We start from the raw sequence: 14,218 nt of genomic DNA, 5'->3' as shown, positions 1-14,218 counted from the left end.
CCGGAGTTCAGGCGAACCGGTGGGCACGACGCCTACGCTGGATGCCTCGGCGCGGCGCGGCCGCAGAAAGTGGGAGCTCGAATGGCTTCGAAGGTTTTCGTCGGGAATCTCGACTTCAACACCACGCGTGCGGAGGTCGAGGCCCTGTTCGGTCAGGTCGGCACGCTCCGGGACGTGTTCCTGCCCACGGATCGCGCCACCGGCCGTCCGCGCGGTTTCGCCTTCGTCGAGTTCGAGACGGAGGAAGAGGCCGAGCAGGCGATCGAGCGCTTCAACGGTCATGAGCTCTCCGGACGGGCGTTGCGAGTGAACGTCGCCGAGGGCCGTCCGGCCGGGGGCGGCTTCGGCGGCGGCGGCTTCGCCAGCGGCGGCTACTCGGGTGGCGGCGGCTTCGGCGGCGGGGGCGGTTTCGGCGGCGGTGGGGGCGGCTTCGGCGCGAACAAGCCGCCGTTCGGTGGTGGCGGCAAGCCGAAGGGCAGTCGGCGCAACATCCGCGCGCGCAAGCGCGGGCTCTGACGAGGGCCCGCGTCCGGATCCGCGCCGCGGACTGCGGCGTCGTCGAGCGACTTCGGCGATTCAGCGATGTTCATCGGACACTACGCCGTCGGTCTGGCCGGCAAGCGGTGGGCCCCCTCGGCCCCCCTGTGGGCTCTCCTGCTCGCCGTCCAGCTGCCCGATCTCCTCTGGCCGACCCTGGTGCTCCTCGGGGTCGAGCACTTCCGCATCGTGCCGGGGACGACGGTGGTCACGCCGCTCGACTTCGTCAGCTACCCCTACTCGCACAGTCTCCTCTTCGACCTGCTCTGGGCCGTCGCTCTCGCGGTCGTCTGGTGGCTCCTGCGCCACGACCGGCGCGCCGCGCTCGTCCTCGGATTCGGCGTGCTGAGCCACTGGGTCCTCGACGTCGTCTCGCATCGCCCGGACATGCCGGTCCTGCCCTCCGGGCCGTGGATCGGGCTCGAGCTCTGGCGCAGCCTCGGGGCGACGCTCGTCGTCGAAGGGGCGCTCTTCGCGGTCGGTCTCGCGCTCTACCTGAAGTCGACCCGGGCGCTCGACCGCTTCGGCCGCCTCGGTCCGGCGCTGCTCGTCGGCCTGCTGCTCGCGGCCTACCTCGGTGCCCTCTTCGGACCGCCGCCACCCGACGTGGAGACCGTCGCCTGGGCGGGGCAGGCGAGCTGGATCGCCGTCGCGCTCGCCTGGGGGATCGACCGGCATCGCTCGGCGGCGGACGCCATCCGCAGCGTCGAGCGCTCCTGACTCAGTAGTCGTAGTAGCCGGCGCGGGTGCGCAGCGAGTAGCCGCTGCGGTGCGGCAGCCGCACCTGGATGTCGTGCCACTTGCCGTCGTTCTTCGAGCTCGCCGGATAGAAGCCGAGGACGACCTGCTCGCGCAGCTCACGCAGCACTTCACGGAAGGCCGACTCCGAGTCTTCGACCCGGGCGAGCTCGAGGATCCGACCGCCGCTGTCGGCGACGGCCTTCTCGAGTTGGGCGAGCTCGGCGGCGTGGAAGGACGCGCCGTGCCAGACGGAGAGGTGCCGATCGCCGGTCGCCGCGGCGGGATCGCGCAGCCGGAGCCAATAGACGATCGCCTGGCTGCGCCGGACCGACGAGAGCACCTGCGACATTTCGAGCACGCTTTCGACGTCGATCCCGTCCGAGAGCAGCACGACGACCCGCCGGCCCTGCCGCCGTTCGAGCAGTTGCAGGGCGAGGAAGAGGTGGTCGTTGAGGGCCGTTCCCCCTTCCGCCTGGATGCGATCGAGGCCGTCGAGCAGGGCCCGTGCGTCGCCGGAGAAGGCGGTGCGGTGGACGATGTGGTCGCCGAACAGGAGCAGCGCGGCCTCGTCGAGCCCGGCCATCCCCTTGGCGAAGGCGCGCACGCCGCCGAGGGCGGCGCGCAGCCGGTCGCCCTGCATGCTCTGGCTCGAGTCGACGAGCAGCACCGCGGCGATCGGCACGTCGCCGTGCTCGAACGTCACCAGCGTCTGGGTCTCGCCGTCGTCGCGCACTTCGAACTCTTCGCGCGGCACGTCGAGCACCCGCTCCCCGCCCTTGGTCACCGTGACGTAGAGCTGTTGCAGCTCGAGGTCCATCGCCAGGTCGACGCGCACGGCCGGGGCGGTGAGCGTCGATTCGGCGCGCGCGCCGTCCCGCCCGTAGGCGACGACGCGGAAGACCTTCTCGCTGTTGGTCTCGCCGGTGTCGATCTCGATCTCCCACGGAGGCGCCGTGCGCTCGCCCACCTTCCGACCGCCGAGGAGGAACTCGACGCGGACGATCGGTTCGGTGCCGCGCGGCATGGCGATGAAGCGGATCCGCCCGAAGGCCGGGACCCCGGAGGCCGGGCTGAGGATCCCGACCTCGAGCGCCGGCTCCGCCAGTGCAGTGCCGCCGCCGCCGAGAAGCGCGAGAGCCATCGCGACGACGGCCAAGCTGCGGCGAGATCGCGCGGCGCGGAGGAGCGTCCGGAAGGGGTTCATCGCGAGCCTTTCGCGTCGTCGGTGAGCATCCCCTCGGGGAGTCGGGAGAGGGCCTCGTGCAGCGCCCGCAGACGGGTCTGCGCCGCCTGTTCGGCTTCGCGGCGGGCTTCGCGGAAGGTCTCGCGCGGCCAGGCGCTGTAGCGCCGCCGCGGCGGGGCCACGGAAGCGGCGGAGAGCAACGGGTCGAGGGCGGCGAGCGCGTCGCCGGGGTGGCCGCTCTGTTGCAGCGCCCAGGAGAGCTGGAGGCGCAGCCCGGGGTCGCCGGGCAGGCGGCGCAACGCCTCGCGGGCGCGTTGGGCGGCTTCGTCGAAGCGGCGGTCGGCGAGGTCGCGCCGCACCAGCTCCTGGGCGGCCACGGCGCCGACCCAGTCGGCGCCCGGCTCGGCGACGAGCGTCCGCAGCGCCTTGAGTCCGCCGGACTCGCCGAGGGCGAGGTCGCAGAGCGCCAGGCGCAGGCGCGCCTCGCGGTCGGTCGGGCGCCGCTCGAGGAGCCGACGCAGTCGCCGCGCCGCCTCCTCCCGTGCGTCGTGCCGTTCGTCGATGAACGCGGCGAGTCGCGCCGCCGTGCCGTCGCCCGGGTCGAGACTGTCGGCCTGGTCCAAGAGACGCTGGGCGCGGCGCGGCGACCCGAGGTCGTAGAGACGTCCGGCCAGGGCGAAGGCGGTGCGGGCCGCGAGCGCCGAGGCGCCTTCGCCGCGGCTGCGTTTGGCGTACTCCTCGGCGAGCTCGGCCGCGGTCTCCTGCGCGAGTCGCGAAAGCGCCGGGCGCCGGGCGAGGGCGGCCTTCTCGGCGAGCTCGGCGTAGGCGGTCGAGAGCGGCAGCAGCGTCTCGGGATCGGTCGCGATCACCGCCTTGCGAAGCTGGGTGTGAGCCTCCTCGATCCAGGTCAGGGCGCGTCGCGGGGTGCGCTCGAGGACCGCGGTCTCGATGGCGAGCAGGGCGCTCGTCGCCCCGTCGAGGTCGCCGTCGGCGACCAGGCGGAACCCGCGCGCCAGTCCGGCGCGCAGACGGGCGACCTCCTGCTCGCGTTCGGCCCGGCGCTCGGCCGGTGGCTCGGGCTCGACCTGGGCCGTCGAGGCGGCGGCGCTCGAAGGAGAGGAGCCGCTGCGCGTGGCGGCGATCCAGGAGGAAGGGAGTCGCTCACCGGCGGCGGGTCGCAGCAGGACGAGACGCACCGCTCCGCGGCCGGCGGGGTCGGCCTCGCTCGCCACGCGAAGCGCGTAGCCGCCGGGGGGGGCATCCTCGGCGTCGAGCGTCGCGTCGATGGCTTCGAGCCCACCACCGAGCGGGCTCGAGGCGCTGCCGACCTCGATCGCCACGATGCGCTCCTCGCCACCGGCGAAGGGCGCAAGGCGGGCCGGCAGGGTGGCCGCCGGGCGGGTCTTCTGCGGCACGGCCAGGCGCAGGGTGATCTTCGGATCGAGCGCCCGCACCGGGAACGCCGACGGCCATCCTCCGCCAGGCAGGTGCGGCGGCTCGTCGGCGGCAAGCGAGGGAGAACGAACGTCGATCCAGGGGCCCGAGGATGCCGGCCAGATCGGAATCGCCAAGAGCGGCGTCCCCGGCCCGCCGGGTCGGGCGGCGGAGGCCAGGCGCACCTGGGTGGCGCGCAGGCCGAACCCGCCGCTCGGACGGAGCTTGGCGAGCAGGCGCACGCTGTAGTCGCCCGGGGGCACGTCGAACGCCGTGGCGTAGCGCAGACCGCTGCCGGCGAGGGCGGCGCGTTCCTCGGGCGGCGGCAGGCGGATGCCCTCGCTCGCGTGGGTCACCACCTTGCCCTCGCCGTCGAGCACGTAGGCCGAGAGCTCGACGCCGAGCGGTCCGGGCGGGGCGTCGCGCAGCAGGCTCTCGCCGGCGAGCTCGGCGTAGAGAAAGAGCCGCGGGGCGCCGTTGGCGCGGTAGCCGGGCAGGGCGAGCAGCGCGAGTCGCACGGGCCCGCCTTCGCCGCCGGAGAGCAGCAGCGCCGCCGAGTCGGCGCGCAGCGCGGCGAGCGGGCGCGGAACGTAGGGCGCCGGAGCTTCCGGCGCCTGGGCGGCGAGCGAGGCGCCCACCGCGGCCAGGGCGAGCGCCACGAGCGGCGCCCGGGCAGAGCGGCCTGGCGCAGCAGCGCGGTGCGGAGAGCGCAGGGCGGTTGTCACGGTGTTTCCGGAATCTCGACGTTGACCGCCGCCGCGCCGCGCACGCCACCGATCCGGTCCTGCACGGCGACGGCGAGACGGTAGGAGCCCGGCGTGAGCTGCAGCTCGATCTCGTAGGCGAGCGCCTGCCGCAGCGCCCCGGCGAGTCGGGCATTCGGCACCTGGAGCGGCAGCTCGCGTGCGTCGTAGCGGGTGAGCTGCCCGGAACGGTCGCGGGTGGCGAACTGCAGCTCGAGACGGCCGACGTGCTGCGCGCTCTCCGGAACGAGGGTGAGGCGGCCGAGCGGAATGCGGACGACCACCGGCACGCGCCGGGCGCCGCCACTCTTCTTTCCCTTGCCGCTCTCGGCCGGCGGGAGCGGCTTGATCTCCACGGTGAAGCCGAGCGGATTCTGCTCGGGTGCGCCCAGGCTTGCCGCGGCGAGCACCGCCTCGGCGAGCGAGTCGCCCTCGCCGCGGCGCAGGAATCCGGCGCGATGGCGCAGCGTGATCCCCGGCCGGCGGCAGCGCAGCTCGATGCGGTGCCAGCGCTCGTCGGTCGGCCCGCTCGGCGTGAAGCCGAGCGAATAGCGGGTCGAGAGCTCGTCGGACACCTTGGTCAGCGTCGTCCCGAGCTCGGGGGAGAGGGTGAGTTGCCGCCCGCCGCTGCCCTCGGCGAGATCGGCGAGGCTGCGCGTCGCTTCGCCGCCGACGCTGGTGTCGCTCCGCTCGGCCTCGGCGTTGACTCCGCCGCTGGCGTTGTCCGGGTCGTCGAGCACGAAGAAGGTCGAGCGGCTGGCCTGGGCGGCGCGGGCCACGGCGAGCCGGGCGCGCCGCAGGCGCTGGACGTCAGGCTCGACGTCGATGGTGCGCGAACCGATCTGGATGAGGTCGGCGAGGCGACGCTCCCAGCGATTGGCGAGCGCGGTGATCGGGCGGTCCGGCACGCTCTCGCCCACCCAGAGGACGGTCTTCGGACCGTCGACCGCGGCAAGGGTGCCGAGCAGGTCGGTCATCGCGCCGAGCACGCGCTGGTAGCGATTGGTCTCGGCCGTCGCCAGGTTTTCGAGCTCGCCCTGCAACCGCTGGGCCTCGTTCGGAGCGTTGGGATCGTCGAGGTCGACCATCTCGATCTCGCGTTGCAGGTTGCGACTCTGGATCCGCTCGTGCAGCGCCTTCGGAGCGCTGCGCTCGATCTCGGCGAGAGCGGCTTCGACCGCCGCCGCATCGCTCGTCGCGTCGCTCAGCAGGCGCAGCGAGCCCTGGAAGACCGCGACGAGCACCCGGTCGCCGGACGTCAGGCGCGCGGCGACGAGCGGGCGGACCTGGCGCAGCACGTCGTTACGCGGTCCCGGTCGCATGTCCTCGAGGTCGACGAGCAGCGCCAGGATCGCCGCGTTTTCCACCGGCGCGGCCGCGGCCGGCTGCGGCGCGTTCGGCGCGGCGAAGTAGCCGATCGACATCGGAGCGCCGTCGACCCGCAGATCGAAGTCGTCGAGCGTCAGATCGGTCACCGGCTGACCGGAGCCGTCGAGCGCCAGCACGTCGAGATTGACCACTTCCACCTCGACGGTTTCGAAGAGCTCGTCGGCCGGCGGAGAGCTGCTCTCGGGAGGGCGCGGCGTCGGGGTCTGCGCCCGGAGGATCGAGTTGTCCAAGGAGCCGAGGCATGCCACGGCGGCAAGAAGGAGGATCGGGAAGCGCTGCATGAAATCTCCAGCCCGCGTGCGAGTGCACGACGAGCCCATGATAGTCGGTGTACGCGCGGGTCGTCGCCAAGGTTCTTGCGGTTGGCCGCCCGGCGGAGGCGCCGGCTTGGACGCGCGGAGCGTCGGCGTCGTATTGTCATGTAGCTTGCGATCTTTGTTCGTGTGGATACTCGTGGGGCTGCTGATCCCTCTGACGACCGCCTGCCGGGAGGGGCGCCGTTCCGTCAGCTCTCGCGCCGTGACGCGAGGAGAGATCACCTCGACCTTCCTGCTCACGGGCGAGATCGAAGCGGCGTCGTCGGAGCCGATCGTCGTCCCGGTCACGCCCTCCTGGCAGATCCAGCTCCGCTGGCTTGCCGAGGACGGCATCGACGTCGCGCCCGGCGACCGCCTGGCAGAGTTCGACAGCGGTGACCTCACGCGGCGCCTCGCCGACGCGGAGCTCGATCTAGCGCAGGCGCGCGAGGATCTCGCCCGTCTCGCGGCCGAAGCGGCCCAGGACGACGCGGTCAAGCGCTTCGCCGTGGACGAGGCGAGATCCCGGGCGGCCTCCGCGGAGCTCGACGCCGCGGTTCCGGCCGAGTTGCTCGCTGCCCGCACGTTCCAAGAGCGCCAGTTGGCGCTGGCGCGTGCGCGGGCTGCGCTCGAGAAAGCCGAGGGTGGGCTCGGCGTGACTCGAGTGCAGATCGAAGCGGATCGAAGCGTGGCCGACCTCAAGCGTGCCAAGGCGGAGAGGGCGCGGGCGACGGCGGCGTCGGCCTTGTCGTCGCTGATCGGCCGCGCACCGCGGGCAGGAGTCTTCGTCGTCAGCCGCCATCCATGGGAGGCGCGCAAGGTGCAGGTGGGAGACGATCTCTATCCGGGCCTCGAGGTCGGCGCACTGCCCGACCTCGGCTCGCTTCGTGTGCGCGCCGTGCTCTTCGACGTCGATCGCGAGGTGTTGGAGGTCGGGCAGGAGGGTACCTGCACGCTCGACGCGTTTCCCGGAGAACCGATCCCTTGCCGAGTCGCCGACATCTCCCCGTTGGCACGAGAAGCCGATCGCCAGTCGTTGCGGCGCACCTTCCTGGCGCGGCTGGTGCTCGCGCGAGTCGACCCGGGTCGGATGCGGCCAGGGCAGTCGGTGCGAGCGGAGATCACGATCGGCCGGGCGGTCGATGTCGTCACGGTACCGCGCTCGGCGCTGGACTTGACCGGCGATCCGGCCGCCGCGCTCTTGGCGACGGGTGAACGACGTGCCATCCAACTCGGACTGTGCGATGCCGCGAGGTGCGCCGTCGAGAAGGGCCTCGCCGAGGGCGAGCGGCTCGCGATGGGAAGCGGACAGTGAGCTCCCGGACACAGGTGGCGCTCGTCGGGAGCGGCATCGCCGCGGCCTGTCTCCTCGTCGCGGGCCTGTCTTCGCGCGGGCTCGGTCGCGACGTTCCGCTTGGCGAGGTGCAGCGGGGCGACCTGCCCCTGACGGTTCCGGTCACCGGGACGCTCGAGGCCGTCGACGACTCGTCCCTGGGCCCGCCGGCGGTGGCCGACAAGTGGGACTTCAAGATCGCATTCATGGTTCCGGAAGGGAAGAAGGTGAAGGCGGGCGAGAGCGTGTTGCGCTTCGACTCGTCGGATCTCGAACGTGAATTGGCGGAGCGCCGAAATGAAGCCGAGAGTGCGCGCCAGGAGATCGCCAAGAAGGAGGCCGACCTCGAGGTCGAGGAGCAGCGTCGCGACCTGGCGCGAGCCGAAGCGATGGCGCGTCAGCGCAAGGCTTCGCTCAAGGTGGACATCCCGGCCGACCTGCTGGCGGGGCGCGAGATGACCAAGGCGCGAAACGACGCCGCACTCGCCGACCGGGAGGTGGAGTTCCGTCGCGGTCAGGTCGAAGCGCTCGAGCGCCGTCGTGCGGCGGAACTGGCGGCTCTCCGCCATCGGCTCGAGCGGGCCGAGCTCCGCGTGGCTGAGCTGAGCGCTGCTGTCGAGGCGGTGAACGTCCGAGCGCCCCGTGACGGCACGGTCGTCTACCTGGCCAACTGGCGTGGCGAGAAGAAGAAGGTCGGCGATCCGAGCTGGCGCTCGGAGAAGGTCATGTCGGTTCCCGATCTGTCGCGCCTGCGTGCCCAGGCCGAAGTCGACGAAGGCGATGCCGGGCGCCTGGCGACCGGCCAGCCGCTCCGCTTCCGGCTGGATGCGCATCCTGACGTGGAGCTCCGGGCGACGGTTTCGGCAGTGGGCAAGACCGTCCAGCGGGCCTCACCCACGAGCCCACTCAAGGTGGCCCGCGCCGAAGTGGCACTCGATCGGGTGGATGTCGAGCGGATGCGCCCAGGGATGCGCTTCCGCGGCGAGATCGAGGTGGATCGAGTCGTCGGAGCGCTGTTGCTGCCGTTGGCGGCGTTGGTCGACACGCCGGAAGGCGCGCGGGTCTTTCGCCGAAGTCTTACCGGCTTCGCGGAGGTGGCGCCGCGCCTGGGTCGTCGAGGCTCACGTCAGGTCGAAGTGCTCGGTGGGCTGGAAGTCGGCGATCAGGTCGCCCTGGTCGACCCGCGATCGGAGGGGCAGCGATGAGACGCATCCGGCGGTGGTGGCTCGCCGGACCGCTGGCGTTGACCTTCGCGGCGGCCGCAGCATGGCGGCTTCCCTCACGGGATGCCGGAGTGCCGACGATGCGCCTTGTCCGGGCGCCCTTCGTCCACGAAGTCGCGGCGGAGGGCGTGCTCAAGGCGCGCCAAGCGACAGCGATCCAGGCGCCGGCAGAGGCCGCCAGGCCGATGCGTGTCTCCTGGTTGCTCGCCGACGGGACGCGGGTGCGCGCTGGCGACCTCCTGGCCTCGCTCGACGGGAGCGAGTGGACGCAGGCCCTGGCAGACGCACGCGGTGGCTATTCGGACGTCGAGTGGCGACAAGCCAAGCAACGGGCAGCAGCTGCGGCGGGTGCGCACGATCTCGAACGGGACGCGCAGTTGGCGCGTAGCGAGCTCGAAGCGGCCAGCCGATTCGCCGCCACCGACGAGGTCGTCTTCTCGCGCCATCAGCGGATCGAATCAGCGATCGACGGCGAGCTGGCGGCCGTGCGTGAATCGACGGCGCGCCGTGTGCTGGAGACGCAAGCCCGCGTCGTGGCGTCGGACGACCGCTTGCTCGCGCTCGAAAGAGAGAAATGGAGCCTGGAGATCTCCCGCGCGGAGCAGGGGCTTTCCTCGCTTGCCATTCGATCGCCACATGACGGGATCTTCGCGCTGCGCACCGATTGGCGAGGCAATTCGACACGCCAGGGAGACACTCTCTGGCCCGGCCAGGCTTTCGCCGAGATCCCCGACCTCGCCGTGCTGGACGCCGAAGTCTGGGTGCTCGAGGCGGACGCCGGCGGGCTCTCCGTCGGCCAGTCTGCGACGGTCGTGCGCGAGGCCGCCTCGGCTCTGTCGCTCGAGGCGAAGGTCACCCGCGTCGACGCCGTCGCCAAGCCGCGGCAGCGGGGCGTTCCCGTGCAGTACTTCGGCGCGACCCTGGCGGTGCAGGCGGCCGACGGCGAGCGGATGCACCCAGGGGAGCGCGTTCGAGCGCGCATCCGTCTCGCCGGGGTCGAGTCGGCGTTGGCGGTGCCGCGCCAGGCGATCGTCGAACGGGAAGGGCGCCTGGTGGTTTTCCGCCGCCGCGACCTGCCGTTCGGTCGTTCGGTCTTCGAGACGGTCCCCGTCGAGATTGGCGCGCAGGGTCTCGGGGTGGTGGTCGTGGCCGCAGGGCTCAACGAGGGTGACGAGATCGCGTTGTGCGACCCCGGCGCGCCGGCCCGCCTTCGCGGCTCGCCGGGACCGGGTGGAGCGACGTCGGGCACCGGTGGCTTGCGCCTGCCGGGAGGTGGCGGATGACCTTCGGCGAGGCGTTCGGCTCGGCTCTAGGCAACTTGCGGGCTCATGCGCTGCGGTCGGCATTGGCCATGCTCGGGATCGTCTTCGGCGTCGGCGCCGTGATTGCCATGCTGGCGATCGGCGCCGGAGCGGAACGGCAGGCTCTCGAGATGATCGACCGGTTGGGGCGACGGAATCTCCTGGTGCGAGCACGCGAGGCGCGCCCCGACCAAGTCCAGGAACAACTCAAGCGCTCGGCCGGTCTCGCCCGCCGCGACGGGGAAGCGATCGCCAATGCGATTCCCGGCGTGGCGCGCGTCAGCGCCAAGGCGAAGGTCGCGACCTATCGCGTGGCCTCGAGCGAGCGGAAGGCCGAGGTCGAAGTGTTCGGTGTCGAGCCGATCTACGCCGCGCTGGCCGGTCTGGTGCTCGCCGATGGCCGGTTTCTCGATGCGCGCGACGAGCGAGAGCATGCTCAGGTCGTCGTGCTCGGCGCGGGCGCACGCCGTGAGTTGCTCGGTTACTCCCCGGCAGTCGGCAACCTTGTCAAGGTCAACGACGTCTGGCTGCGGGTCGTCGGCGTGCTCGCCGCCCGCGGCGGCGACGAGGACCGTTTCGAAGGCGTGGCGCTCGGACCGAGCGCGCGCGTCGCGTTCGTGCCGCTCTCCACGGCCGAGCGAAAGTTCGATCGCGATACGACGAAGCCGGCGCTTGCCGAGCTGATCGTCGAGCTGGACGACACCGCCGATGTGCCGGCGGCAGCGGTGGGTGTTTCGACGCTCCTCGATCGCCTCCATGCGGGCGCGGAAGACACCGAGCTGGTCGTCCCGGAAGCGCTCCTCGAGCAGCGGCGCAAGACGCAACGGCTGTTTCGGGTGGTGATGGGGTCAATCGCCGGCATTTCGCTCCTGGTGGGCGGCATCGGCATCATGAACATCATGCTGGCGAGCGTCCTCGAGCGCACCCGGGAGATCGGCGTGCGGCGTGCGGTCGGCGCCCGCGAACGCGACATCCGATTTCAGTTTCTTCTCGAGTCGTTCGCCCTGGCGGCTGCCGGGGGAATTGCCGGGATCCTTCTCGGCGTCCTGCTTTCCGCGGCGGTGGCGGCCGCGGCGGGCTGGCCGACGGTCGTCTCTGCCGCGTCGATGCTGCTGGCGGGCGGCGTGGCAACGGCGGTGGGCGTTCTCTCCGGGCTCTATCCCGCGGCCCGCGCCGCTCGCCTCGACCCGATCGACGCTCTCCGCTACGAATGAAGTCGCCGCGTCGATGTCGCAGTTTCGTCACGGCGACGCGCTAGGCTACGAAGGAACAACCTGAGACGGATCGGAGGCTCTCATGGCGTTCTTCGTCAACCTCGTGTTGCTGGCGGTCGTGGTCGTCGTCTTCTTCGCCGTGGCTCGTCGTGCCGGTGTGCCGTCGGTGGCGGCGGCCGGGCGGGCCGGGGCGCTGGTCGCGGCGGTGGTGCTGGGACTGATTGCCCTGGTGCAGTGCGTGACCGTCGTGCCTGCCGGGCACGTCGGTGTCGTCGACGTCTTCGGCGTGGTGCGCCCGGGAAGCTTGAAGTCGGGCATCCATCTGGTCAACCCGCTGGCGCACGTGATCAAGATGTCGATCAAGACCGAAGAGCTGAAGGAGGTCATGGAGGTGCCCTCGAAGGAGGGGCTGACCATGCAGCTCGAGATCAGCGTGCTTTACCACCTCGACCCGGAGAAGGCGCCGGAGATCTACCGCACGATCGGCCCGTCCTTCGTCGAGGTGCTGCTGCAGCCGCAGTTCCGCTCGGTGGTCCGCGGTGTGACCGCGAGCTACGAGGCCAAGGCGCTCTACACCTCGGAGCGGCAGCAGCTCGCCGACACGATCGCCAAGGACCTGCGCGACCTGGTGAGCGAGCGAGGCCTGGCGGTCGAGAACACGCCGCTGCGCCGGCTCACCCTTCCTGATCGGCTCGCTGCGGCGATCGAGGAGAAGCTCTCGGCCGAGCAGGAGAGCCAGCGGATGGAGTTCGTGCTCACCAAGGAGAAGCAGGAGGCCGAGCGCAAGCGGATCGAGGCCTCGGGTGTCGCCGACTTCCAGCGCATCGTCTCGCAGGGGATCTCGGAGCAACTGCTCAAGTGGAAGGGGATCGAAGCGACGGTCGAGGTCGCCAAGTCGCAGAACGCCAAGGTGGTGATCGTCGGCGCCGGCAAGGACGGTCTGCCGCTCATCCTCGGCGGGCAGTAGAGACGAGAAGAGCCGACCGCCGCCGAGCGGCGATCGGCTCTCGTCCGCGGTGCGGCCGGTCAGCGACTGCCGGGGACGGTGAACTCGGCAGCCGCGGTGGTGCGGGTGCCGCCGACCGCGTCGAGAATCGACGCCGCGAGCCGGTAGGTTCCCGGCACGAGGTGCATCTCGATGCCGTAGGCGACGGGGCGGCCAAGCGCCTCGGCCACCTTGTCGGCGGCGAGCTTGAACGCCTGTTCGCGCCGCTCGTAGCGCGTGACACGCCCGTCCGGGTCCCGCAGTGCGAAATCGAAGACCAGCTTGCCGGACTGCGAGGTGCCGTTCGGCATCAAGGTGATCAACGACAGGGGAACCTTGGCGAGCACCTTGACGATGCGCGCCTTCCCCTTGGCAGCGCCGCCCACCGCGACGTCGACCCGCGCGGCGAGCGGGTTTTGCGTGGCCCCGAAGCTGGCGGCGGCGATCGCCGCGTCGGCGAGCTGATCCTCGGTGCTGCGCCGGCGGTAGCCTTCGCGATGGCGCACGGTCACCCCTTCGCGCTTCACCTTCACGGTGACCGAGTGCAACCTGTCGTCGGCCGTTCCGGCAGGCGTGAAGCCGAGTGAATACGTCGAGGCGAGCTCGCTCGCCACGTCGCCGAGAGCGCCGTCGAGGCCCGGACCGGCCATCAGCTTGTGGCCGCCGCTGCGCTCGGCGAGGCTGGCGAGGTTCGAGCTCGCCTCGGCCGCGCCGAGGACGCCGGGAGCGTCGCCGCTCGATTCGACCTCACCCTGGTCCTCGGCGCTCAGCCCTTCGGCGAGGCGGTCGGCGCCGTCGACGGTGTAGATCACCGCGCGGCTGGCCTGGGCGGCCCGGGTGATGCGCTGCAGCTCCCGCTGCAGGATCTGCGCGTCGGGATCGCCACCGGTGCGGCGATGGTCGAGGTCGCTGCTCACCGACGAGCCGAAGCGGCGCTGCCAGGCGGAGTAGAGGTCGTCGGCCGGCTGCACCGGGAGGCCTCCGCTCAGATGGAAGACCGCCTTCGGCCCGTCGATTCCGGCGAGCGTGGAGAGCAGGTCGGCAAGCGCCACCATCGCGGCGCGACGCTCCTGGGTCTCGGAGGTGGCGTAGGCCTCGATGTCGTGCAGGAGGCTCTCGGCCTGCGAGTTCCCGGCCGAGTCGCCGGCGAAGGTGCTCTGGATGTCGGCGAGCAGCGTCCGGCGTCGCGTCTGCATGCCGATGCCACCCGGGTTGATCGTCGCCAGCTCGTCGAAGGCCCGGCGGACGAGCTTGCGGTCGTCGGTCACCGGGGTGAGCAGTCGCAGGTTCCGGTCGAACGCCGCCAGCAGCACGCGGTGGCCGATGATCATCCGATCGTCGACCAGCCGGGCGAGGCGCTTGAGCGAGTCGTTGCGCGGACCGGGGCGCAGGTCGAGCCCGTCGACGTAGATCACCAGCACCGGGCGCTGGATCGGCGGCACCGGCGCGGCGGTGGGTTGGACGGTCGGCGTCGGGGCGGCGGGAGCGGCTGCGGCCCCCGGCAGCGGCACGAAGACGGCGCCCGGCTCGGGGCCGGAGAAGAACTCGATCGGAACCGACCGGCCTTCCTCGAAGAGGGAGAAGTCGTCGCGCGTCAGCCCGACGACCGGTCGGCCGTCCTTGTCGACGACGACGACGTCGATGTTGACCAGGTTGACCTCGACCGATTCGCCGAAGACCGGAGCCGAAGGGGGAGGGGTCTGGGCGGCGGCCGCGTGCGTGGAGACGACGATCAGGCCGGACGCGACGACGAGGTGGGCCAGGGCGCGGGCGAAGCGCGCGACGTGGGGTCGGATGAGCGGGTTCATGAAGAGCTCCTGGTCGTGACGTGGCGCAAGG

General features: G+C 71.8%; 11 protein-coding genes. 7 read left to right on the top strand and 4 right to left on the bottom strand.

From position 1 onward, the window contains the following. Positions 1 to 81: 81 nt before the first annotated feature. Positions 82 to 516 carry an RNA-binding protein gene (locus IPJ17_17390; protein ID QQR73236.1) on the top strand — a complete coding sequence of 145 codons (435 nt, stop codon included), beginning with the start codon at positions 82 to 84 and terminating at the stop codon, positions 514 to 516. A 66-nt stretch (positions 517 to 582) separates the two neighbouring features. Beyond that, positions 583 to 1,257 carry a hypothetical protein gene (locus IPJ17_17385; GenBank protein QQR73235.1) on the top strand — a complete coding sequence of 225 codons (675 nt, stop codon included), beginning with the start codon at positions 583 to 585 and terminating at the stop codon, positions 1,255 to 1,257. A gap of 1 nt (position 1,258) precedes the next feature. Here the strand turns inward: IPJ17_17385 and IPJ17_17380 are convergent, their stop codons facing one another. The 3 genes from IPJ17_17380 to IPJ17_17370 form a co-directional block, all read right to left on the bottom strand. After that, positions 1,259 to 2,482, bottom strand: a complete 1,224-nt coding sequence (locus tag IPJ17_17380; protein ID QQR73234.1) for a VWA domain-containing protein — start codon at positions 2,480 to 2,482, stop codon at positions 1,259 to 1,261. Further along, a complete protein-coding gene (locus tag IPJ17_17375) occupies positions 2,479 to 4,554 on the bottom strand; it encodes a tetratricopeptide repeat protein (GenBank protein QQR73233.1) in 2,076 nt (691 codons plus the stop codon). The genes IPJ17_17380 and IPJ17_17375 overlap by 4 nt, the downstream gene beginning before the upstream one ends. A 62-nt stretch (positions 4,555 to 4,616) precedes the next feature. Beyond that, positions 4,617 to 6,308, bottom strand: coding sequence for a VWA domain-containing protein (locus IPJ17_17370; GenBank protein QQR73232.1), 1,692 nt, complete (start codon positions 6,306 to 6,308; stop codon positions 4,617 to 4,619). Positions 6,309 to 6,414: 106 nt separating this feature from the next. On the opposite strand from IPJ17_17370, the gene IPJ17_17365 reads away from it, so the two are divergent. The 5 genes from IPJ17_17365 (at position 6,415) to IPJ17_17345 (ending at position 12,361) form a co-directional block, all read left to right on the top strand. Further along, positions 6,415 to 7,638, top strand: a complete 1,224-nt coding sequence (locus IPJ17_17365) for a hypothetical protein (GenBank protein ID QQR73231.1) — start codon at positions 6,415 to 6,417, stop codon at positions 7,636 to 7,638. Continuing rightward, a complete protein-coding gene (locus IPJ17_17360; protein QQR73230.1) occupies positions 7,635 to 8,861 on the top strand; it encodes an HlyD family efflux transporter periplasmic adaptor subunit in 1,227 nt (408 codons plus the stop codon). Before IPJ17_17365 ends, IPJ17_17360 begins: the two co-directional genes overlap by 4 nt. Next, positions 8,858 to 10,162 carry an efflux RND transporter periplasmic adaptor subunit gene (locus tag IPJ17_17355; protein ID QQR73229.1) on the top strand — a complete coding sequence of 435 codons (1,305 nt, stop codon included), beginning with the start codon at positions 8,858 to 8,860 and terminating at the stop codon, positions 10,160 to 10,162. The genes IPJ17_17360 and IPJ17_17355 overlap by 4 nt, the downstream gene beginning before the upstream one ends. Further along, positions 10,159 to 11,394 (top strand): ABC transporter permease, encoded by a 1,236-nt coding sequence (locus IPJ17_17350; protein QQR73228.1) that lies wholly within the window; start codon positions 10,159 to 10,161, stop codon positions 11,392 to 11,394. The genes IPJ17_17355 and IPJ17_17350 overlap by 4 nt, the downstream gene beginning before the upstream one ends. Positions 11,395 to 11,476: 82 nt before the next feature. Beyond that, positions 11,477 to 12,361 (top strand): prohibitin family protein, encoded by an 885-nt coding sequence (locus IPJ17_17345; GenBank protein ID QQR73227.1) that lies wholly within the window; start codon positions 11,477 to 11,479, stop codon positions 12,359 to 12,361. 59 nt (positions 12,362 to 12,420) lie between these two features. On the opposite strand, the gene IPJ17_17340 is transcribed toward IPJ17_17345, so the two are convergent. Further along, entirely contained in the window at positions 12,421 to 14,187 is a 1,767-nt protein-coding gene (locus IPJ17_17340; GenBank protein QQR73226.1) for a VWA domain-containing protein, read from the bottom strand. Positions 14,188 to 14,218 lie beyond the last annotated feature (31 nt).

Source organism: Holophagales bacterium (assembly GCA_016699405.1).
In the GTDB taxonomy this organism is placed as follows: Bacteria; Acidobacteriota; Thermoanaerobaculia; order Multivoradales; family JAGPDF01; genus JAAYLR01.
This window is presented reverse-complemented; position numbering and strand designations above follow the sequence as displayed.